The organism is Nocardia coffeae (assembly GCF_019890715.1).
GTDB lineage: Bacteria > Actinomycetota > Actinomycetes > Mycobacteriales > Mycobacteriaceae > Nocardia > Nocardia jiangxiensis.
In genome coordinates this window covers 1,381,574-1,401,161 of the sequence record NZ_JAINZY010000001.1, presented here as the reverse complement: position 1 = coordinate 1,401,161, position 19,588 = coordinate 1,381,574, and the positions used below count along the sequence as shown (strand labels likewise).

Sequence of the window (19,588 nt, the reverse complement as noted above, 5' to 3'; positions counted from 1 at the left end):
GATTCGCATACGACTTCAACATTTGAGCCGAAGCGGACTACCGTTGCGGCCATGGCAGCACAGCGCTCGAGCACGAACAGGGCGACGTCGGACGATTACGACGACGTGGAAGGGTTCGCAGTAGCGGTTGTCCGCGAAGAAAGCACCTGGCGGTGCAGTCCGCTCAGTTCCGCGGCACTGCATTCCCTGGCCGAGGCCGAGGACGAGTTGCGCGAGCTGCGCAGCACCGGCGCGGTATTCGGATTGCTGGATATAGACGATGAGTTCTTCATCGTGCTGCGGCCCGCACCCACCGGTTCTCGTCTACTCATTTCCGATGCCACCGCGGCGATCGACTACGACATCGCCGCCGATGTGCTCGAGGCCCTGAACGTCGAGATTCCCGATATCGATCCGGATGATCTCGACGACGTAGAGCCTTGGGAGGAGGGCGATCTCGGCGTGTTGTCGGATCTGGGCCTGCCCGAACCGGTGCTCAGCGTGATCCTCGCCGAGAGCGATCTGTACCCGGACGAGCAGCTCGGCATGATCGCCCAGCGGCTCGGTTTCGCCAACGAGCTGTCCGCGGTTCTGGACAAGCTGCCGCGCTGAGGGTGCCGTCCCGGGATGTGCGCGCCGACGAGGAGTTGATCCGCGCGGCCCTGTCCGCGGCGCGCGATGCCGATCCGCGTGACGTCCCCGTCGGCGCGGTGGTGTTCGACGCGTCCGGCCGGGAGCTGGCGCGCGCCGCCAACGCCCGCGAGGCGCTGGGCGACCCCACCGCCCACGCCGAGGTGCTGGCGTTGCGTGCCGCCGCCGCGGTTGTCGGCGACAGCTGGCGACTCGAGGGCGCGACCCTGGCGGTCACCCTGGAGCCCTGCACCATGTGTGCGGGCGCACTCGTACTGGCTCGCGTCCGGCGTCTGGTCTTCGGCGCCTGGGAGCCGAAGACCGGCGCGGTCGGCTCGCTGTGGGACGTCGTGCGTGACCGCCGCCTCAACCACCGCCCCGAGGTCCGTGGCGGAGTCCTCGAATCCGATTGCGCCGCAATGCTCGACGAGTTCTTCCGACAGCAGCGTTGACGACCGGCGGGCGGCGCTCCGAGCGGGGTGAACCTGTCGATTTCGGGATCGGCGGGGTGTTCCGGTAAAGTCACCTGCGGTGGCGTGTCCGAGCGGCCTAAGGAGCACGCCTCGAAAGCGTGTGAGGGGTAACCCCCCTCCGAGGGTTCAAATCCCTCCGCCACCGCCAAGAGCCTCTCACCTGAATTACCAGGTGGGGGGCTTTTTCTTTGTGCAGCGCTAGGCCGCGGACGCGGGACCGGTTCGCGCGGCCTCACCGGCGGCCTCGGCGAGGATCTGTAGCCCGGCGGCGACCTTGCCGGACATGATGTTCAGTTGTTCGGGCGGGACGGGTGTGCTGGTGGCGGCGGCGTCGGCCAGGTGGTCGCGGACCTGCTCCAACCACAGCTGCGCGAACTGGATGTGGCGGTCGAGTGGCATGGGCACACTCTACCGGTATTCGAACATTAGTTCGAGTGTTTCTTCTCGGGTGTCATGGCGCGGGTGACGGATTCGTGCAGCAGGGCGCGGCGGCGGTCGTGTAGTTCGGCGGATTCGTCGGCGGTGGCGGAGTAGACGTTGCTGACCGGGGACCAGGCCATCGACATCGCGATGACCACGGCCATCAGGTCGAACGGGTCGCCGGAGCGGATCAGCCCCGCGGCCTGGGCCTCGGCGATCGCGCGCAGCTTGTCGTGGTCCATGCGGTCGGTCTCCTCGACCAGATGTCCGGCGGGGCGGCGTTCGAGGCGCGCCCAGGTGGCCAGCCGGATGAGATCGGGGCGACGCAGATATTCGTCGTACAGCCGCACGGCCCAGTTGCTCGTGGGACGCAAGAAACTGAGTTCGGCAGGCAGCGGCGGCCGCCCCGCGACCGCGGCGCTGCTGGACTTCTGCGCCCGCCACGACATCACCGCCGATATCGAACTCCTCCCCTCCGCACAGGTCAACCAGGCGCTGGATCGCCTGGCGCGCAACGATGTCCGCTATCGCTTCGTACTCGACATGTCCGACCTCGAGCTGCGAGCCGACCCGCGGAGTGTGGCGTAGGTCGCCGCGACGAGGTCGTATGTTTTATCGCACCAGCTCCCGGCCGTGCTCGCGCACCGATTCGATGTCGACTTCGAGGCGGTCCAGCCCGCGCAGACCGTTGTTGATCAGGGGGCGGGAGTCGCGGATGTGGAAGCGGGTCACTCGGTCGGCCAATCGTTCCAGCAGGACGCCCATTTCGAGGCGGGCCAGGTGCATGCCGACGCAGACGTGCTCACCGCGGCCGAAGGCGAGGTGGTCGGCGGGGCGTCTGGTGATGTCGAAGCGGGTCGGATCGGGGTAGTGCCGTTCGTCGCGGTTGGCCGACGCGTACAGCAGTGCGACTCGTGCGCCGGCGGGCAGCGCGACGCCGCCGATCTCGTGGTCGTCGGTGAGTACCCGGCTGAACTGGGGCACAGGGGATTCCAGCCGCAGCGATTCGTTGATCGCGTGCGGGATCAGTGATCGGTCCGCCCGCAGCAGATCCCACTGGTCCGGGTGCTCGGCGAACAGCGCGATCGCGTTGGTGATCGCGAGAATGGTCGTGTCCAGGCTCGGGGTGATGTAGTCGAGCATCACCACCGGGCACTTCTCGCGCGGGATCTCGCCGCGGTCGGCGGCCTGGTACAGGTGCGCGGCCCAGCCGTCGGGGTCGATCTTGCCGGGGACCGCGTCGTTGACGGCGAAATCGAGGAATTCCCCGACGATCGGCGTCGCCGCGGCGGCACGATCGTCGGCCGGTCCCTGGGTGTCCCAGATCGCCGCGGCCCAGTCCAGCATCTTGGCGCGCGCATGCTCGGGCAGTCCGACCAGATCGGAGACTACGGTCATCGGCAGGTGTTCGGCCAGGTCGGTGACGACCTCGAACCGGCCCCGCTCGACCAGCTCACCGACGACGCGGTCGGCTTCCGCCTCGATCCGCGGCGTGACCTCGCGCATCCGGTCCTGGCGCAGCGGGCGGCCCAGCACCGAGCGCAGCGCCGTGTGCTCGGGCGGATCGCTGCACAGGGTGATCCCTTCGAGCTGGGCGTTCACCGCCGGATCCACGAAAACCCCGCGCGCGGAGGAGAACGTCCGCCAGTCGGTCGACGCCGCACGCACCTCGTCGTAGCGCGGCAGCGCGTAGAGGTCGTATTGGGACAGGTACACCACCGGACCGAGCTCCCGCAGCTGCGCGTAGATCGGATACGGGTCGATGCGCGCCTGCTCGGTGTAGAGGTCGACGTCGCTGGACGGAATCGTCGGCATGGAAACTCCTGGTCTTCCGGGTAGCGTTGCGGCGAAGGTCTTTTCGGATCAGGCGAACTTATCGGGGCTCAGGTAGGTGTCGGTCTTCACGTTGCCCCACTGCACGCGCATCTCGGCCTTGTAATCGTGGCCCGGAGTCGGATTGGCCAGACCGCCCGGCCGGTAGTAGTGCGGACCGGTTGCCGCGGGGAAGTCGGTCATGAAAACCCGTACACCACCGGGCTTTTCGGTGTAGTCCCACAGCCACAGGTGAACGGTACCCGTCGCGCCGTTGGCGAAATCGGTGTACCCGGTGTAGTTGAGGGTGTCGCCATCCTCGCTGATGCACACGTGGGAGAACCCCGGGCCGCCGCATCCGCCGTTCCCGTTCGCCGAAGCCGTGCCCGTCGACATCGCAACTGCCGCAGCTGTCAACGCAACTCCGCTGAACAGTGCCCCGGCGCGGCCGAACTTGGACTTCATCATCTGTTGCTCCTCACGAAAACCTGCCATTGCGAACAGGTATGGGCCTCGCACCGTGGTGGCGGTGAGCAGCCCGTACTGTCTGGACGCCTATACATCGGAGGAAAGCCGCAGAAGCGCAACACCACTCGACGGCGCGGACTCGGAAACCGGGTTCGTCGACCACCGTAGAGCTGGAGACCCGAACTAGTTCGTGCCGGTCAATGCCATCCCGGCGCCGACCCCGATGATCATCAATCCGCCTGTGCTGCCGATGGTTTCGAGGCGACGGGGCGAACGGGCGAACCAGGAGCGCGCCGTTGCCGCCAGCAGTGCCCAGGTGCCGTCCGAAAGCGCTTGGATCGCAAGAAATATCGCGCCCAGAGTCAGCAGCTGCGCGGGCAGTGCCCCTCGGCTCGGTTCCGCGAACTGCGGGAGGACGGCGGCGAAGAACACGATCGTCTTGGGATTGGTGGCCCCGACGACGAATCCCTGCCGGAACACCCGGCGGCCGTCGGCGCTCGGGACCTTCGATTGCAGTGCCGCGGCGAGCTTCTTGCGCTGCCGGATCGTCGTGACACCCAGGTAGATCAGATACGCGGCCCCGACGACCTTCACGATCAGGAAGATCATCGCCGAGGCCATCAGCACCGCGCCCAGACCGAACGACACCGCGACCAGCGGCACGAACGATCCGCTCACACCACCGGCGACCGACAGAACCGCGGACCGCAGGCCCAGACTCAGCGCCCGGCCGATGGCGAACAGCACATTGGGGCCGGGAATGATGATCAGGATCGAGGCGGCGACCGCGAAGGCGGCGATATGCGACAGCGGAACCATCTTCAGGAGCGTAGCCGCGGCCGACCGGACTCCGCGGCGGAATCCGGTGCGGCCGAACGGTGTCGGCGGGAGCCGCGCGGGGTCAGTTCGCCGCGGCGGCGAAGGTTCCCGGTTGATAGGAGCCGCCCTTGGTCCGGGTGATCACCAACAGCCGGTTGGCGGCGTTGATCATGGCGACCAGGTAGACCAGTGCGGCGATCTGGTCGTCGTCGAAGTGCTCGCGCACCAGGGCCCAGGTGTCGTCGCTGACACCGTGGTCGGCATCGGCCATCCGGGTGCCCTCCTCGGCCAGGGCCAGCGCGGCCTGCTCGGCCTCGGTGAACACCGTGGCCTCGCGCCAGGCGGCGACCAGGTTGATTCGCACGGCGGGCTCACCGCCGGCGGCCAGCTCCTTGGCGTGGGCGTCGACGCAGTAGCCGCAGCCGTTGATCTGACTGGCGCGCAGTTCGACCAGTTCGATCAGGGATTTCGGCAGCGGCGACCGCATGATCGACGCGCTGGTGTTGGCGAAGCGCTTGCCGATCTCGGCGCCGAGCGGGTTGGCATTCAGGTCGAAACGGGGTTCCATCGGATGTTCCTCACTTGCGGTGTCGGATTGGACGACCACAAGACGGCGACCGGCCGGACGGCATAACGGCGTCGCGGTGTGAGGTGGACCACGCCGATTTCCTGTTACGGCGCGGTGGTGACCGGCGTCGGATGGGGGAGACCGTCCAGAGAAAGCAGCAGCCATGGCAGACACGACGCGCACCACATCGCCCGATCCCAGCGGCCGCCGCCCGGGCATGGCCACCGAAACCTTTGTCGCACATCGCAATCTGCTGTTCACCGTCGCCTACGAACTGCTCGGCTCGGCCGCCGACGCCGAAGACGTCCTACAGGAGACCTGGCTGCGGTGGACCGGCGTCGACCTCGACACCGTCCGGGACCAGCGCGCATATCTGATCCGGATCACCACCCGCCGGGCCCTGGACCGGCTGCGCACGCTCGGCCGCCGCAAGGAGTCCTACGTCGGCCCCTGGCTGCCCGAACCCCTGCTCACCACACCCGATGTCGCCGAGGATGTCGAACTGGCCGAACACGTCTCGATGGCGATGCTGCTGGTCCTGGAAACGCTGCTGCCGATCGAGCGGGCGGTCTTCGTGCTGCGCGAGGTGTTCGATCTGGACTACGAGGAGATCGCCGAGGCCGTGGACAAGACCCCGACCGCGGTCCGCCAGCTCGCCTACCGGGCCCGCTCGCACGTCGCGGCCCGCCGCCCGCGCGGAAACGTATCCGCCGCGGACACCCGGGCCGCGCTCGCGGCCTTCCAGCGCGCGGTCGACACCGGCGACCTGCAACACCTGCTCGACATCCTCGCTCCCGACGTCGTATTCCTCGGTGACGGCGGCGGTGTCGCCCGAGCCGCGCTGTCTCCCATCCTCGGAGCTGAAGCGGTCACCGCCGTGCTTGCCGCCGGACTGGGCAATCTGGCCGCCCGAGCATCCGAACCGGCCCACGTCAACGGCCACCCGGCACTCCTGCTGCGCATCGATGGCCGGATCGACACCGTCCTGGCGCTGCGCCTGGACGACGGCCTCATCACCGGCCTCTATTCCGTGCGCAACCCCGGCAAGCTCGCGCGCCTACAGCACGAAACCGCCCTGCATCGCTGAGATCGGACCTGGCGCACCTTCGATTCGGGATGCGCGGAGGCGAGTGTGGTCGGTCTCGTGACGAGCCGGATCCAGAGTGACGGGTCGAAGCCCGACCGGTGTTCGCCTCGGAAATTCCCAGGGGTTGATCACTTCTTGCGAGGCGAAATATATTGTGGCAGCGCGTCTTCGGCTAGCGTGTGAAGGTGCGGCGGTAGGCGGTGGGGGTGGTGCCGAGGGCGCGGCGGAAGTGCAGGCGCAGATTGGCGGCGGTGCCCAGGCCGCAGTCGCGGGCGATGTGATCGATCGGGTGATCGGTGGTCTCCAGGAGTTCGCGGGCTCGGCCGAGGCGGGCGTTGAGCAGCCATTGCAGCGGGGTCGTACCGGTCTCCTCGGCGAAACGGCGCATGAGGGTGCGTCGTGAGACACCCGCGTGCCGGGCGAGCAGCCGCAGGGTGAGCGGTTCGCCGAGACGTTGCAAGGCCCAGCCGCGAGTATCGGACAGCGACGTCTCACCGGCCACCGGAACGGGTGCGGGGACGTACTGGGCCTGACCGCCTTCACGATGCGGTGCGGCCACCACGCCGCGAGCGATCCGATTGGCCGTCACCGCGCCGAGATCGCGACGCACGATGTGCAGGCACAGGTCGATACCGCAGCACACACCGGCGGAACTGAGCACTTCGCCCTCGTCGACGTACAGCACGTCGCGCTCGACCCGCACTGCCGGGAAGTCCTGTTCGAAATCGTCGATGTACTGCCAGTGGGTGGTGGCGCGCAGCCCGTCCAGGATGCCCGCGGCGGCCAGCGCGAACGCCCCGGTGCAGATCGATACCATGCGTTTGCCCTGATCACGGACCTGCGCCAACACCTCGATCGCGGCCTCGGGCGGGCGGCCGGGTGGTTCGCAGCCCGGCACGATCACGGTGTCGGCGGCGCGCACCTGCGCGGGACCTCCCGCGGCGGCCACGGTGAAACCCACGCTCGTGCGCACCGTCGGCGTGAGAGCGCACAGCGTCATCTCGTAGGGCGTCTCCGACCTGGCGCTGAAGATCTGCGCCGGAATCGACAGGTCCAGCGGCGTGACCCCGTCCAACGCCAGCACCGCGACTCGATGCACAGCCATGGCAATATCCTAACGAAACGGGGCAAATTCGCCACTCACCAGGTAGGGGCGATGAACGGCAGGCTGGAGATCATGACCGACCCGGCCCGCGACCTGATCGCACTACCGCGCACCCCGCTCGCCGATGCCGTCGTGCACCTCATCCGCGCGGCGGAATCGACCTCGGTGTTCAACCACAGCATCCGCACCTATCTGTTCGCCCGGCTGGCTGCCGCACGCCGGGCCCTGGCCGCGGGCCGCGACTACGACGACGACCTGCTGTTCGCCGCGTGCACGATGCACGACCTCGGCGTCGCCCCGGACGGCCCGCACATCCAGCGGTTCGAGGTCGAAGGCGCGGACCGGGCCGCGGCATTCCTGCGCGAACGCGGGATCGGCGAGGCCGAGGCCGATCAGGTCTGGCAGGCCATCGCCCTGCACACCTCGCCGGGTATCGCGGAACGTCGCGGAGTGCTGTGCGTGCTCGTGCGCGAGGGTGTCGCCGTGGATTTCGGCGGTCCGCTGGGCGCGGACCCGCTCGCGGATCTCACCGAGGAGCAGGCCGAGATCGTGCACACCGCCTATCCGCGACTGGACATGGTCCGCTCGCTCACCGACGCGATCGTCGCGCAGGCCGCGAAGAATCCGAAAAACGCACCGCGATACGCGATTCCGGGCGAATTCCTGCGCGAACGCGAAATCTTCGGCCGCACCAGGATGGAGCATTCCTGCCGAACGTCCCGATGGGGCGACTGACGAAGAAGGGAAGTATCACCATGACCATTCAGACCGTCGAAATCCCGGAGGGCACAGCAGCTTTCGGTAAGACCATCGATGCCTTCGCGCGCTTCGGGCATTCCGCCGCGGTTCGCGCCCACGGGCTGCTGTTCATCTCCGGCCAGATCGGCCGCCGCGCCGACGGAACCGCCGGTGAAACCGTCGAGGAGCAGACCGAACTCGCGCTGCGCCGTATCGAGGCGATCCTCCGCCAGGAGAACCTCGACCTCACCGCCCTGGTCGACGTCACCAGCTACCACGTCGATATTCGCCACAATCTGCCCGAATTCCTCACCGCCAAGCAACGTTTCATCGACTCGCCCTACCCGGCCTGGTCCATCATCGGCGTGGACGGCCTGGCCAGCCCGGAGATTCTGATCGAAATCCAGGCAACCGCAACGTATCCCGAGAACGTCTGAGCTTCGGGTCGGGTGCGTTCGGTCGGCCACCGCCGAATCGCCGTCCAGTCGGCTCGAAGTCATCCGCGCCGACTGGTCGGCGGCGACATCGGCAGGATCCGCTCGAGCTGCTCGGGGTGCCGTGCCAGAACAACGTCGGCGCGAGCGGGAAGATGTCGTTCCGGATGCGGAAAACTCTGTGCCGGAAACGATTTGCCGCCGATCGGCGCGGGCTTCGGGATTCAGTCGGCGGGCTTGCCGAACCAGCGGGACAGGTGGTCGTTCAGGTCCTGCTGGTTTTCGCCGATCCAGGCGATGTGGCCGTCGGGCCGCAGTAGCGCGGCCGGAACATCCAGTGCCGCAGTGGGATCCGCGATCAGGTCGACCCGGTCGGACCAGCCGTCGACGGACAGGTGCTCGGTGCGGTCCAGGAGTAGTCCGCGGCCCAGGTGCATCCGGTCGTAGAGACGACCCTGTTTCAGGTCGATATCGCGCAGGCGGCGGCCCAACAGATCGGGGCCCTCGCCGAAGTCGTAGCGGATGCCGATCGCGGTGATCTTCTCGATGAGGTAGCGGTTCACCTCGTCGAACTCCATCAGTTCGGTGAGCAGTTTGCGCACCGCCTGCGGGCCCGGTTCGGTGGACAGCAGTTCCATCTGGGCGCGGGTGTTGTTCAGCACCTCCGCGGCGACCGGCCGACGTTCGGCCTCGTAGGTGTCCAGCAAGGTTTCGGGAGCCCGGCCGCCGATCTGCGCGGCCAGTTTCCAGCCGAGGTTGAACGCGTCCTGGACGCCCAGGTTCAGGCCCTGACCGCCGGTGGGCGGGTGGATGTGCGCAGCGTCACCGGCCAACAGCACCCGGCCGACCCGGTAATGCTCGGCCAGCCGGGTGGCATCACCGAAGCGGGACAGGAAGCGCGGGGAGTGCACGCCGAAATCGGTTCCGGCGATGGCGCGCAGCCGCTGTGTGAAATCCTCCAGGGTGGGCGGTTTCTTGCGCTCGCTGACCTCCAGATCGGGGACCACGACGCGATAGATCTGCCCGTCGCGGGTGCCGAGGCCGAATCGCTTGACGGTCTCCCGGATTTCGCTCACCTTGGCGGCGACCTCCTCCTGCGGCACTCCCACTTCCATCTCGCCCAGCAGCGTCTCGGTCCGCGCGGGTTCGCCGGGAAAACCGACGCCGAGCAGTTTGCGCACCGTACTGCGCCCGCCGTCGCAGCCGATCAGATACCTCGAACGCAGCCGCTCACCGTCGGCCAGTTCGATGGTCACCCCTTCGTCGTCCTGCTCGAAACCGGTCACGGTACAACCGCGCCGGACCTGCGCGCCCAGTTCGATCGCTCGTTCGGTGAGCAGTTGATCGATGATCGGCTGCGGAATGCCGAGCACATAGGCGTGCGCGGAATCCAGTCCCTCGGGCGCGGGCCTGGTGATGGCGGCGAAGAAACCACCGGTCGGATGCTGTTTTCCGCGTTCGAGAAAACGATCCAGCAGTCCGCGCATCGCCATCAGTTCGATACTGCGAATATGCAGTCCGAGTGCGCGCACGAACGGCACGGGCTCGGGTTCGGACTCCACGACGAGTACCCGCACCTCGTGCAGCCGCAGTTCGGCGGCCAGCATCGCGCCGGTCGGTCCGCACCCGGCAATGATCACATCGAACATGAACCACCCATTCGCCCAATTCTCACCCGCCCAGTCGCCGCGGGGCCCCGTCGTCGGGCGCGGCAATGCGCCGCGCTGATTCCGGATTTCCGCAGGTTCTGGCTTCGGGCGCCTATTCTGCGGCACCCCCCGGGCCTTGCCGCAAGCCCCGGGGTGCGATATATCTTGAAAGGGGAGGGGAGTTCAGCGAGCCGCGAATTTCGCGATGGCCGCCTCGGTGACCGGGGTGAAGAGATTGACCAGATTGCCGTCCGGATCGCGCAGCAGCAGCGCCCGATTCCCCCACGGCATCGTCGTCGGTTCGTTCACGAAATCCGCTACCGCAGTGTGCAATCGGCGATATTCGGCGTCCACGTCCGGGACCAGGAATTCGATGATCGCGGTGTGATTGTCGGCCGGGCGCGCGCTGCCGGGCCCGAAAAGTGCCACGGTTCGAGTGCTTCCGAGTGCGAGTGTTCCGGCGGGAGTCACGATCTCCGCGAAATCTGGTGTGGCCCAAGCGGCTTCGACACCGGTCACCAGTTCGTAGAATTCGGCCAGTCGGCGGACGTCATCGGTGATGAGGCGGATCGAGACGAGGTTCACGGCAATGCCCTTCCGGTCGGTGTCGGAGGCGGATCCCCCGGCTTCTGCCAGGCTAGGGTTGAAACCGGACAGGTTCTGTCCGCAGGATTCGGGGGATCGTGGGCGTACGGTAGAAGCTCGTGGACCTACGGACCTTTACCGAACCCCAGCAAGGCGCAACCTACGACGATCTCCTGCGGGTCGCCAAGACCACCGAGGACGCCGGATACGACGCGTTCTTCCGGTCCGATCACTTTCTGAAGATGGGTGAGGTGTCCGGGCTGCCCGGCCCCACCGACGCGTGGATCACCCTGGCGGGCCTGGCCCGCGAGACCTCCCGGATCCGCCTGGGCACACTCGTCACCGCCGCCACCTTCCGGCATCCCTCGGTGCTGGCCATCTCGGTGGCGCAGGTGGACCAGATGTCCGGCGGGCGAGTCGAATTCGGCTTGGGCGCAGGCTGGTTCGCCGCCGAGCACACCGCCTACGGCATCGAGTTGTACGAGGTGAAGGAGCGATTCGACCGCTACGCCGAACAGCTCGAGATCATCACCGGCCTGTGGGAGACCCCCGAGGGCGAGAGTTTCGACTACGCCGGTAAGCACTACCGGTTGGAGAACGCCCCGGCCCTGCCGAAGACGACGCAGCGTCCGCGTCCGCCGGTGATCATCGGCGGCACCGGCAAGAAACGCACCCCGGAGCTGGTAGCCCGTTTCGCGCAGGAGTTCAACCTGCCGTTCGCCGACGTCGCCACGGCCAAGGCGCAGAGCGAGCGCGTGGACGCGGCGGCTCGGGCGATCGGCCGCGATCCCGGTGAGATCATCCGCTCGGTCGCGCAGGTGCTGTGCACGGGTCGCGACGACGCCGAAATCGCCCGTCGCGCAGCGGCAATCGGCCGCGAACCGGAGGAATTGCGGCAGAACGGCCTGGCCGGGTCGCCGGCGGAGATCGTCGACAAGATCGGCCGCTACCGCGAGGAGACCGGCATCACCCGGCTGTACCTGCAGGTGCTGGACCTCACGGACCTCGAGCACATCGAATTCTTCGCCTCCGAGGTCGCGCCGCAGCTGGACTGAGTCCTCGACGAAATGCCGCGGCCCCGCACTCGATTCGTGAGTGCGGGGCCGCGGCGTTCTCTCGCGTGATCAGCCGACCGGTACGGGCTCGCGCTCCCGCGCCGCCTCGCGCTCCCGCTCCTGCAGCGCACGCAGTTTCGTGCCCTCCACGTCGATATCGGGCAGGATCCGATCCAGCCACTTGGGCAGCCACCAGGCCGAACGGCCCAGCAGCACCAGCAGCGACGGAATCAGCACCATGCGCACCAGGAAGGCGTCGAACAGCACGCCCGCGGCCAGCGCGAAGCCCATCGACTTCGCCGTCACGTCGGGCATCATGACGAATCCGCCGAACACCGAGATCATGATCACCGCGGCCGAGGTCACCACCCGGGCGCCGTGGTGGTAGCCCGCCACCACGGCCTCCTTCGGCGACTTGCCGTGGGTGTACTCCTCACGCATTCGCGAGACCAGGAACACCTGGTAGTCCATGGCCAGGCCGAATACCAGGCCGATCAGGATGATCGGCAGGAAGCTGACCAGCGGATGGGTCTCCTTGACCAGCCCGAGCTTGCCCTCCTGGAAGATCAGCACGGTCGCACCGAAGGTCGCGGCCATCGACAACAGGAAGCCCAGGGCCGCGGTCAGCGGCACCAGAATCGAGCGGAACACCAGCATCAGCAGGATGAACGCCGCCGCGGCCACGATCGCCATATAGGGCACGATCTTGCCGAGCAGCGCACTGGACACATCGGCGTAGATCGCGGTGCTACCCGTGATGCCGTATTCCATCCCGTACTGGGACTTGAACTGGTTCTCCGCGCCGCGCGCGTTCTTGACCAGATCCTGGGTGGCCTTGTCGTTCGGCCCGGTCTTGGGCACCGCCGACAACCGCGCACCCGTCGAATGCGCGTAGTCCGGAGCCTGGGTGGCCTGATCGACGACGTTGGTGGCCGCCGGGGTGACGAAATCCATCCCCGGGTAGCCCGCCAGCTTGTCGTGCAGCGCGGTCAGCGCGGCCTGGCGCTGCTCGGGTGCGACCCCGCTCAGATCCGCGACGATGGTCAGAATTCCGTTGCTGCCCACGCCGAATCCCTCGGTGCGCAGGTCGTATGCCTTGCGCACGGTGCTGGTGGTGGGCTGGCTGTCCTCGCCGGGCAGGCCCAGGCTCAGCTTGGTGGCGGGCAGTGCGAACAGACCCAGCACGACGATGCTCAGCACCAGCGTCACCGCGGGCATCCGGCCGATCAGGCGGCCGAACCGCATGCCGTTGGTGACCGAGGAACCGTCCTCGGGGTCGTGTTTGGCGACCAGCGGCAGCTTCGGCTTGAACAGGTATTTGCCGAACGCGCCCATCAGCGCGGGCAGCAGCGTGAGCGCGACCATGATCGCGAAGGCCGCCGCGAGCGCGCCGCCCAGACCCATCCAGGTCAGGAAGCTGACCCCGACGATGCTCAGGCCGCACAGCGCGATGATGACCGTCAGGCCCGCGAACACCACCGCGGAACCGGCCGTGCCGATCGCGGTACCGGCCGCCTCCTCGGGCGAATCCTGTATCGCCAGTTCGTGTTTGTAGCGCGAGACGATGAACAGCGCGTAGTCGATGGACAGCGCGATACCGATCATCGAGGCCAGAATCGTGGTGAAACTGGGGATGTTCGCGATCGAGGTGCCGGCCATGATCAGCGCCGAGGCCGCGCCCACGCCGACGATGCCGGTCAGGATGGGCACGAAGGCGGCCAGCAGCGCGCCGAACGCGATCATCATCACGATGAAGGCCACGACGTAGCCGACCATCTCCGAGGCGCCGGTGTCGATGGCGTTGTTCTGCGCGATGGTGCCGTCCATCTCGACGGTCAGCCCGGCGCTGCGGGCGACGTCGGCCACGTCGTAGGCGGCCTTGCGGTCGGCGGCGGTGATATCGGAGAACTTCTTGATATTGAACGGAACCTGCAGGTACGCAACGGTATCCGCGGGTGCGGTGGAACCGTCGCCCTTGCCCAGGACGTTCAGCGGGGCCAGGCCGCAGCGCGCGACGAACGCCGCGTCGGCGCGATCGCCGGTGAGGCAGCCCATCTTGTCCGCGGCGTCGATCGGATTCATCACGGCGCCGGTCGGATTCATCGGCGTCGTGGTGTGCGCGACGATGTTCAGATCGCCCAGCTTCTGCACCAGTTCGGTGACCGCGGCACGGTTCGCGGGATCGGTGAGCTTCTGTCCGGCCGGTGCGCCGATCACATAGGTGCCGGTCACCGCGTCGAAGCTGAACTGCGCCGACATGCCGGGGAACTGTTTGTCGAGGATGTCCGTCGCCCGCTGGGACGGCAGGTTCGGGATGTTGAAATCATCCTTCACCGGCTTCTTCAGCCCGAGACCGAGCCCGCCGATGATCAGGAAGATCAGTAGCCAGACCGGTAACACGATCCATTTCCGGCGATAGGCGAACTTGCCCCACCGGTAGAGGTATACGGACACGAGCGGTTTCTCCTAGCGATCGCTGGGTCGTGTGCTGGGCGAGATGTGCAGGCAGCCTTTGTGCGGCCGCCGTGCGTACCGCCTCCACGAGTTTTTCCTGCCTACCGTGCGGTAGGTAGACTACCGAGCCGTAAACGGAGCAACAACCTCGACTTGGCCACGTTCGCCCGCGCCGCGTAGGGGGATGAGAGGATCGCACAATGGCAACGCGCAGTTCTGCCGGATCGGTCGCCGCAGGTAGAAGCACCAAGGATGCGATTCGGGACGCTGCGATCCGCCTGTTCTCCGCCAAGGGATTCGATCAGACGAGCCTGCGCGAGGTCGCAGATGCGGTAGGAATCACAAAGGCGTCGCTCTACTATCACTACGCTTCGAAGCTCGATCTACTCCTTGCGGTCATCCGGCCGATATTCGACGAACTGCGGGCCAACGTCGATGTCGCCGAGGGGCTCGAGCACAATTCGTCGACCGTTCGCGAGGTGCTCTCGGCCCAGTTGGGGGTGCTGTTGCGCAATCGCACCGCGGGGGCGATGTGTGTGCGGGACAGCGTCACGATCCTCAACGCGATCAGCGACCTCTACCCGGACATCATCGATAACAACCGGCGGCTGTGTACCTGGCTGGCCGGTCCCGGCGCGGACGACGCGGCGATGCTGCGGGCCAGTGCCGCGCTGGAGATGCTCACCTCGGTGTTCTGGTCGCGCGAACTCGCACCCGGCGCGGGCGACGAACTGATCGAACGGGTCCTGCTGAACGCGGCGCTCGGCGCCCTCACCGGGGAGTAGGCCGTGCACATCTCGCCGCGGGTCGACAACGCCGTTCGGATACTCCTGGAGATCGCCCGAACGCAGTCCGATTCCGTTGACGCACAACATGATTCGGTGAAGGCGGAAACCATCGCCGCGGCGCAGGAGATACCGCCGAAGATCCTCGAGGCGACCGCCGCGCAGCTGCGCCGGGCGGGCCTGCTGACCAGTCGGCGCGGACCCGAGGGCGGTTATCGGCTCGCGCGCCCGGCCGAGCGGATCAGCATCGCCGACGTCATCCGCGCGGTCGAGGGGCCGCTGGCCTCGGTACGCGGGCGACGTCCCGAGGACGTCCGGTACTCCGGTGTGGCCGAACCGCTGCAACAGGTGTGGATCGCGTTGCGGGTCAACATCCGTGCGGTACTGGAAGAGGTGTCCATCGCGCAGATCGCCACGGGGCAGCTGCCGGAATTCGTCGACGCGCTGACCGCCGATCCGGGTGCGTGGGCCCGGCGCCCCGCCCTCGAGGGGCCCGCAGGCGCAACTGCAGAGCGCGAATCCGACGCGCGGTCGAACCCGATGTGAAGCCGGCGCCGGACCGAATACCCGGTGGTGCGGGGCGGATTCGGAACTCGGGCCGGGGTGCTTCCGGTACCACGATCGGCGGCGCGCGGAGAGCTGATCCGGTTCGGAGACCGAATCCGATGTGGGAGAACGGGGTGCGCGATCCGGCGTGGGAACAGGCCGGATCCGGTGCGTCGGGTGTTGTGCGGTGTTTCCGAACCGGCCGGTGACGCAGGTGCGCCACACGCTGTCCGCCCAGGGCGGAATCCCGGCGAGCGTGTCATCGGTTGACGGTAGCCTTCAGGCACCATGTTGATCCGACTGCTTCGCACCTTCGCCGCACCGTATCGTGCCCAGCTGGCGGGTGTCGTCGTACTGCAGCTCGTCGCGGTGATCGCGATGCTCTATCTACCGACGCTGAACGCCGACATCATCGATAACGGTGTCACCAAGGGCGATATCGGCTACATCTGGCGCACCGGGCTGTGGATGCTGCTCGTCTCGGGCGTGCAGATCCTCGCCTCGGCGACCTCGGTGTATCTCGGCGCACAGGCCGCGATGGGGGCCGGGCGCGATATGCGCGCGGCGCTGCTGCACCGGGTGGGCGCTTTCTCCGCGCGGGAGGTCGGGATGTTCGGCGCGCCCTCGCTGATCACCCGCAACACGAACGATGTGCAGCAGGTGCAGCTGCTGGTCGTGATGAGTGTGACCATCCTGGTGATGGCGCCGATCATGTGCATCGGCGGCATCGTCATGGCGTTGAAGCAGGCGCTCGGGTTGTCCTGGATCCTGCTGGTCGCGGTGCCGGTGCTGGCGTTGACCATGGCGGTGATCATCTCCCGGATGGTGCCCGGCTTCCGGGCCGTGCAGTCCCGCATCGACGGGGTGAATCGTGTTCTGCGCGAACAGATCACGGGTATCCGGGTGGTCCGGGCCTTCGTGCGCGAACGGCACGAGACCGCGCGGTTCGACCTGGCCAACACCGATCTGACCAAGGCGTCGCTGTACGTCGGGCGCCTGAGCGCGCTGATGTTCCCCGCGGTCATGCTGATCAGCAACGTGACCACGGTGGCGGTGCTGTGGTTCGGCGGGCACGCCATCGACGACGGAACCATGCAGGTCGGATCGTTGACCGCGATGCTGGCCTACATCATGCAGATTCTGATGGCCGTGATGATGGCCTCGTTCCTGGCGATGATGGCCCCGCGCGCGGCGGTCTCGGCCGAACGCATCTCCACGGTGCTGGAGACCGAATCCTCGGTGGTCCCGCCGCGACAGCCGCAGGCGTTCACCCGCGATCCCGGATCGGTGGAATTCGCCGCGGCCGAATTCACCTTCCCCGGTGCGGAGAAACCGGTGGTGCGCGATGTGCGGTTCCGCGTCGAGCCGGGCGAGACCACCGCGATCGTCGGTTCGACCGGTGCGGGCAAGACCACGCTGATCAATCTCGTGCCGCGCCTGATCGACGTGACCGGCGGGGAGATCCGCGTCGGCGGCGTCGATGTGCGCCAGGTCGACCTGGAGGTGCTGCGCGCGCAGATCGGCCTGGTACCGCAGAAGGCGTATCTGTTCACCGGCACGGTCGCGGACAATCTGCGCTACGGAAAACCCGAGGCCACCGACGAGGAACTGTGGCACGCCCTGGAGATCGCCCAGGCCGCGGATTTCGTGCGAGCCATGCCGCAGGAACTGCAGACGCCGATGGCGCAGGGCGGCACCACGGTATCGGGTGGTCAGCGACAGCGGCTCGCGATCGCCCGCGCGCTGGTGCGCAGACCCCGGATCTACCTGTTCGACGACTGCTTCTCCGCACTCGACGTCGCCACCGACGCCCGGGTGCGCGAGGCGTTGCGTCCGGAGACCGCCGACGCGGCGGTGATCACTGTGGCGCAACGGATTTCCACGGTCCGCGACGCCGATCGGATCATCGTGCTGGAGGACGGCGCGGTGGTCGGGCAGGGAACCCACGACGAACTGCTGCGCGAGTGCGGTGAGTACCGCGAGATCGTGGAATCGCAGTACAGCCCGGAGGAGGCCGCGCGATGAGACCCGGTATGCCCGGACCGGGCGCTCCCGGAACCAAGGCGAAATCCTTCGGCCCCTCGCTGAAGCGGCTGCTGCGGCGGCTCGCGCCGGATCGTGTGCTGGTCACGGTGATCCTGGTGCTGGCCGTGATCGCGGTCGTGCTCAACACGCTCGGCCCGCAGATCCTCGGCCGGGCCACCAACCTGATCTTCGACGGGGTGATCGGCAAGCAGTTCCACGCGGGCCAGACCAAGGATCAGGCGATCGCCGGGCTGCGCGAGCACGGCCAGAGCCGCATGGCCGACATGCTGGCCGGAATGGACGTCGTCCCCGGCGTCGGGGTGGATTTCGGCGCGGTCGGCCGGGTGCTGCTGGTGGTACTGGCGCTGTACATCTGCGCCGGAGTGTTCGGGTGGTTGCAGGGATATCTGCTCACCACCGTGATCAACCGCGTGATCAAACGGCTGCGCGCCGATGTCGAGGACAAGATCCACCGGTTGCCGCTGAGCTACTTCGACAACAATCCGCGCGGTGACCTGCTCAGTCGCGTCACCAACGACGTGGACAACATGTCGCAGAGCCTGCAGCAGACGCTGAGCCAGATGGTGACCTCGGTGCTGACGGTGATCGGCATCCTGATCATGATGTTCTGGATCTCGCCGCTGCTGGCGTTGATCGCGCTGCTCACCGTGCCGGTCGCGGTGGTGGTGACCGCGCAGATCGCCAAACGGTCCAAACCGCATTTCATCGATCAGTGGAAGTACACCGGTCTGGTCAACGCCCAGGTCGAGGAGGCGTACACCGGGCACGAGGTGGTCACGGCGTTCGGCCGGATGAACGAGGTCGGCCGGGATTTCGACCAGCGCAACGGCAAACTCTACGAGGCGAGTTTCCGGGCGCAGTTCATCTCCGGGCTGATCATGCCGGTGATGATGTTCGTCGGGAACCTCAACTATGTGCTGATCGCCGTGGTCGGCGGGTTGCGGGTGGCCTCGGGCAGTCTGTCCCTGGGGGAGGTGCAGGCGTTCATCCAGTACTCGCGCGGTTTCAGTCAGCCGCTCACGCAGATCGGTTCGATGATCAATCTGCTGCAGTCCGGGGTGGCCTCGGCCGAGCGGATCTTCGAGATCCTCGACGCGCCCGAGCAGATCCCCGATCCGGCGCAGGAGGATTCGCGCCCGGTGGAGCGCGGGCGGGTGGCGTTCGAGGACGTCTCGTTCCGGTACGAGGCCGAAAAGCCGATCATCGAAGACCTGTCGCTGGTCGCCGAGCCCGGACATGTGGTGGCCATCGTCGGCCCGACCGGTGCGGGCAAGACCACACTGGTGAATCTGCTGGAGCGGTTCTACGAGGTGGACGAGGGCGTCATCACCATCGACGGCGTCGACATCACCCGCCTGACCCGCGATCATCTGCGGTCCAGGATCGGCATGGTGTTGCAGGACACCTGGCTGTTCGGCGGCACGATCCGGGAGAACATCGCCTACGGCAATCCCGCGGCGAGTGAGCAGGAGATGCTGGAGGCCGCCCGCGACGCCTTCGTCGACCGGTTCGTGCACTCACTGCCCAACGGCTACGACACGGTGATCGATGATGAGGGTTCGGGCGTCAGCGCCGGGGAGAAGCAGCTCATCACCATCGCCCGCGCCTTCCTGGCCAAACCGTCGATCCTGATCCTGGACGAGGCCACCAGCTCGGTCGACACCCGCACCGAACTGCTCGTCCAGCAGGCGATGGCGGCGCTGCGTCGAGATCGCACCAGTTTCGTTATCGCCCACCGTCTTTCGACGATTCGCGATGCCGACCTGATCATCGTCATGGAGTCCGGCCGCATCGTGGAACAGGGCACCCACACCCAACTGCTCGCCGCCCGCGGGCACTATCACAAGCTCTACAGCGCCCAGTTCGCCGGCGCCGCAACCGATCAGGATCTCGAGGATTCGCTCGACGCGGTGTAGTGCTCCGCCGGTGTCCGAG

At 67.2% G+C, this 19,588-nt stretch carries 21 protein-coding genes and 1 tRNA gene; 12 read left to right on the top strand and 10 right to left on the bottom strand.

What is annotated here, in order from left to right:
- Window positions 1–51 precede the first annotated feature (51 nt).
- The 3 genes from K7711_RS06000 to K7711_RS05990 all read left to right on the top strand — a co-directional run bounded on the left by K7711_RS06000 (window position 52) and on the right by K7711_RS05990 (window position 1,230).
- Entirely contained in the window at window positions 52–591 is a 540-nt protein-coding gene (locus K7711_RS06000) for a tRNA adenosine deaminase-associated protein (protein ID WP_040829762.1), read from the top strand.
- 17 nt (window positions 592–608) lie between these two features.
- A complete protein-coding gene (locus K7711_RS05995) occupies window positions 609–1,061 on the top strand; it encodes a nucleoside deaminase (protein WP_040829780.1) in 453 nt (150 codons plus the stop codon).
- Between the two features lie 78 nt (window positions 1,062–1,139).
- Window positions 1,140–1,230, top strand: a tRNA-Ser gene (locus K7711_RS05990).
- 50 nt (window positions 1,231–1,280) lie between these two features.
- On the opposite strand, the gene K7711_RS05985 is transcribed toward K7711_RS05990, so the two are convergent.
- Both K7711_RS05985 and K7711_RS05980 read right to left on the bottom strand, forming a co-directional pair.
- A complete protein-coding gene (locus tag K7711_RS05985) occupies window positions 1,281–1,481 on the bottom strand; it encodes a DUF6374 family protein (RefSeq protein ID WP_222965537.1) in 201 nt (66 codons plus the stop codon).
- A gap of 26 nt (window positions 1,482–1,507) precedes the next feature.
- Complete coding sequence (locus tag K7711_RS05980; RefSeq protein WP_235746579.1) at window positions 1,508–1,876, bottom strand: hypothetical protein; 369 nt, start codon at window positions 1,874–1,876, stop codon at window positions 1,508–1,510.
- Here K7711_RS05980 and K7711_RS05975 point away from each other — a divergent pair.
- Window positions 1,866–2,090: a hypothetical protein gene (locus K7711_RS05975; protein ID WP_235746578.1), complete on the top strand. Its 225-nt coding sequence runs from the start codon at window positions 1,866–1,868 to the stop codon at window positions 2,088–2,090. The two genes, K7711_RS05980 and K7711_RS05975, sit on opposite strands and share 11 nt — an antisense overlap.
- Before the next feature lie 24 nt (window positions 2,091–2,114).
- Here the strand turns inward: K7711_RS05975 and K7711_RS05970 are convergent, their stop codons facing one another.
- The 4 genes from K7711_RS05970 to K7711_RS05955 all read right to left on the bottom strand — a co-directional run bounded on the left by K7711_RS05970 (window position 2,115) and on the right by K7711_RS05955 (window position 5,169).
- Window positions 2,115–3,317: a cytochrome P450 gene (locus tag K7711_RS05970; RefSeq protein ID WP_222965533.1), complete on the bottom strand. Its 1,203-nt coding sequence runs from the start codon at window positions 3,315–3,317 to the stop codon at window positions 2,115–2,117.
- A gap of 48 nt (window positions 3,318–3,365) precedes the next feature.
- Entirely contained in the window at window positions 3,366–3,782 is a 417-nt protein-coding gene (locus K7711_RS05965) for a hypothetical protein (RefSeq protein WP_222965531.1), read from the bottom strand.
- A 183-nt stretch (window positions 3,783–3,965) separates the two neighbouring features.
- Window positions 3,966–4,601, bottom strand: coding sequence for a LysE family translocator (locus tag K7711_RS05960; RefSeq protein ID WP_222965529.1), 636 nt, complete (start codon window positions 4,599–4,601; stop codon window positions 3,966–3,968).
- A gap of 82 nt (window positions 4,602–4,683) precedes the next feature.
- The gene (locus K7711_RS05955; RefSeq protein WP_222965526.1) at window positions 4,684–5,169 is read right to left on the bottom strand and encodes a carboxymuconolactone decarboxylase family protein; all 486 of its coding nucleotides are present in this window, start codon (window positions 5,167–5,169) and stop codon (window positions 4,684–4,686) included.
- A 163-nt stretch (window positions 5,170–5,332) separates the two neighbouring features.
- Here K7711_RS05955 and K7711_RS05950 point away from each other — a divergent pair, with 163 nt between their 5' ends.
- The gene (locus K7711_RS05950; RefSeq protein ID WP_222965525.1) at window positions 5,333–6,256 is read left to right on the top strand and encodes an RNA polymerase sigma-70 factor; all 924 of its coding nucleotides are present in this window, start codon (window positions 5,333–5,335) and stop codon (window positions 6,254–6,256) included.
- A 172-nt stretch (window positions 6,257–6,428) separates the two neighbouring features.
- On the opposite strand, the gene K7711_RS05945 is transcribed toward K7711_RS05950, so the two are convergent.
- Window positions 6,429–7,361, bottom strand: coding sequence for a GlxA family transcriptional regulator (locus K7711_RS05945; protein ID WP_222965523.1), 933 nt, complete (start codon window positions 7,359–7,361; stop codon window positions 6,429–6,431).
- Window positions 7,362–7,412: 51 nt separating this feature from the next.
- Between K7711_RS05945 and K7711_RS05940 the strand changes: the two genes are divergently transcribed.
- Entirely contained in the window at window positions 7,413–8,096 is a 684-nt protein-coding gene (locus K7711_RS05940) for an HD domain-containing protein (protein ID WP_235746577.1), read from the top strand.
- A gap of 20 nt (window positions 8,097–8,116) precedes the next feature.
- Window positions 8,117–8,536, top strand: a complete 420-nt coding sequence (locus K7711_RS05935) for a Rid family hydrolase (protein ID WP_222965520.1) — start codon at window positions 8,117–8,119, stop codon at window positions 8,534–8,536.
- 221 nt (window positions 8,537–8,757) lie between these two features.
- Here the strand turns inward: K7711_RS05935 and rox are convergent, their stop codons facing one another.
- Window positions 8,758–10,182 carry a rifampin monooxygenase gene (gene rox / locus K7711_RS05930; RefSeq protein WP_222965519.1) on the bottom strand — a complete coding sequence of 475 codons (1,425 nt, stop codon included), beginning with the start codon at window positions 10,180–10,182 and terminating at the stop codon, window positions 8,758–8,760.
- Window positions 10,183–10,365: 183 nt separating this feature from the next.
- A complete protein-coding gene (locus K7711_RS05925; protein WP_222965517.1) occupies window positions 10,366–10,767 on the bottom strand; it encodes a VOC family protein in 402 nt (133 codons plus the stop codon).
- Window positions 10,768–10,886: 119 nt separating this feature from the next.
- On the opposite strand from K7711_RS05925, the gene K7711_RS05920 reads away from it, so the two are divergent.
- The gene (locus K7711_RS05920) at window positions 10,887–11,822 is read left to right on the top strand and encodes an LLM class F420-dependent oxidoreductase (RefSeq protein WP_222965515.1); all 936 of its coding nucleotides are present in this window, start codon (window positions 10,887–10,889) and stop codon (window positions 11,820–11,822) included.
- Between the two features lie 69 nt (window positions 11,823–11,891).
- On the opposite strand, the gene K7711_RS05915 is transcribed toward K7711_RS05920, so the two are convergent.
- Window positions 11,892–14,276 carry an MMPL family transporter gene (locus K7711_RS05915; protein ID WP_222965513.1) on the bottom strand — a complete coding sequence of 795 codons (2,385 nt, stop codon included), beginning with the start codon at window positions 14,274–14,276 and terminating at the stop codon, window positions 11,892–11,894.
- A gap of 200 nt (window positions 14,277–14,476) precedes the next feature.
- Here K7711_RS05915 and K7711_RS05910 point away from each other — a divergent pair, with 200 nt between their 5' ends.
- From K7711_RS05910 to K7711_RS05895, 4 genes are all read left to right on the top strand, one after another.
- Complete coding sequence (locus tag K7711_RS05910; protein WP_222965511.1) at window positions 14,477–15,061, top strand: TetR/AcrR family transcriptional regulator; 585 nt, start codon at window positions 14,477–14,479, stop codon at window positions 15,059–15,061.
- 3 nt (window positions 15,062–15,064) lie between these two features.
- Entirely contained in the window at window positions 15,065–15,607 is a 543-nt protein-coding gene (locus tag K7711_RS05905) for an RrF2 family transcriptional regulator (RefSeq protein ID WP_222965509.1), read from the top strand.
- 288 nt (window positions 15,608–15,895) lie between these two features.
- Window positions 15,896–17,632, top strand: coding sequence for an ABC transporter ATP-binding protein (locus tag K7711_RS05900; protein WP_222965507.1), 1,737 nt, complete (start codon window positions 15,896–15,898; stop codon window positions 17,630–17,632).
- Entirely contained in the window at window positions 17,629–19,569 is a 1,941-nt protein-coding gene (locus tag K7711_RS05895) for an ABC transporter ATP-binding protein (protein WP_222965504.1), read from the top strand. The genes K7711_RS05900 and K7711_RS05895 overlap by 4 nt, the downstream gene beginning before the upstream one ends.
- Window positions 19,570–19,588: the final 19 nt, after the last annotated feature.

Coding starts and splice junctions, on each gene's coding strand:
- K7711_RS06000 (WP_040829762.1), top strand. CDS start 52: ATGGCAGCACAGCGCTCGAGCACGAACAGGGCGACGTCGGACGATTAC.
- K7711_RS05985 (WP_222965537.1), bottom strand. CDS start 1,481: ATGCCACTCGACCGCCACATCCAGTTCGCGCAGCTGTGGTTGGAGCAG.
- K7711_RS05970 (WP_222965533.1), bottom strand. CDS start 3,317: ATGCCGACGATTCCGTCCAGCGACGTCGACCTCTACACCGAGCAGGCG.
- K7711_RS05965 (WP_222965531.1), bottom strand. CDS start 3,782: ATGATGAAGTCCAAGTTCGGCCGCGCCGGGGCACTGTTCAGCGGAGTT.
- K7711_RS05960 (WP_222965529.1), bottom strand. CDS start 4,601: ATGGTTCCGCTGTCGCATATCGCCGCCTTCGCGGTCGCCGCCTCGATC.
- K7711_RS05955 (WP_222965526.1), bottom strand. CDS start 5,169: ATGGAACCCCGTTTCGACCTGAATGCCAACCCGCTCGGCGCCGAGATC.
- K7711_RS05950 (WP_222965525.1), top strand. CDS start 5,333: ATGGCAGACACGACGCGCACCACATCGCCCGATCCCAGCGGCCGCCGC.
- K7711_RS05945 (WP_222965523.1), bottom strand. CDS start 7,361: ATGGCTGTGCATCGAGTCGCGGTGCTGGCGTTGGACGGGGTCACGCCG.
- K7711_RS05940 (WP_235746577.1), top strand. CDS start 7,413: ATGAACGGCAGGCTGGAGATCATGACCGACCCGGCCCGCGACCTGATC.
- K7711_RS05935 (WP_222965520.1), top strand. CDS start 8,117: ATGACCATTCAGACCGTCGAAATCCCGGAGGGCACAGCAGCTTTCGGT.
- rox (WP_222965519.1), bottom strand. CDS start 10,182: ATGTTCGATGTGATCATTGCCGGGTGCGGACCGACCGGCGCGATGCTG.
- K7711_RS05910 (WP_222965511.1), top strand. CDS start 14,477: ATGGCAACGCGCAGTTCTGCCGGATCGGTCGCCGCAGGTAGAAGCACC.
- K7711_RS05900 (WP_222965507.1), top strand. CDS start 15,896: ATGTTGATCCGACTGCTTCGCACCTTCGCCGCACCGTATCGTGCCCAG.
- K7711_RS05895 (WP_222965504.1), top strand. CDS start 17,629: ATGAGACCCGGTATGCCCGGACCGGGCGCTCCCGGAACCAAGGCGAAA.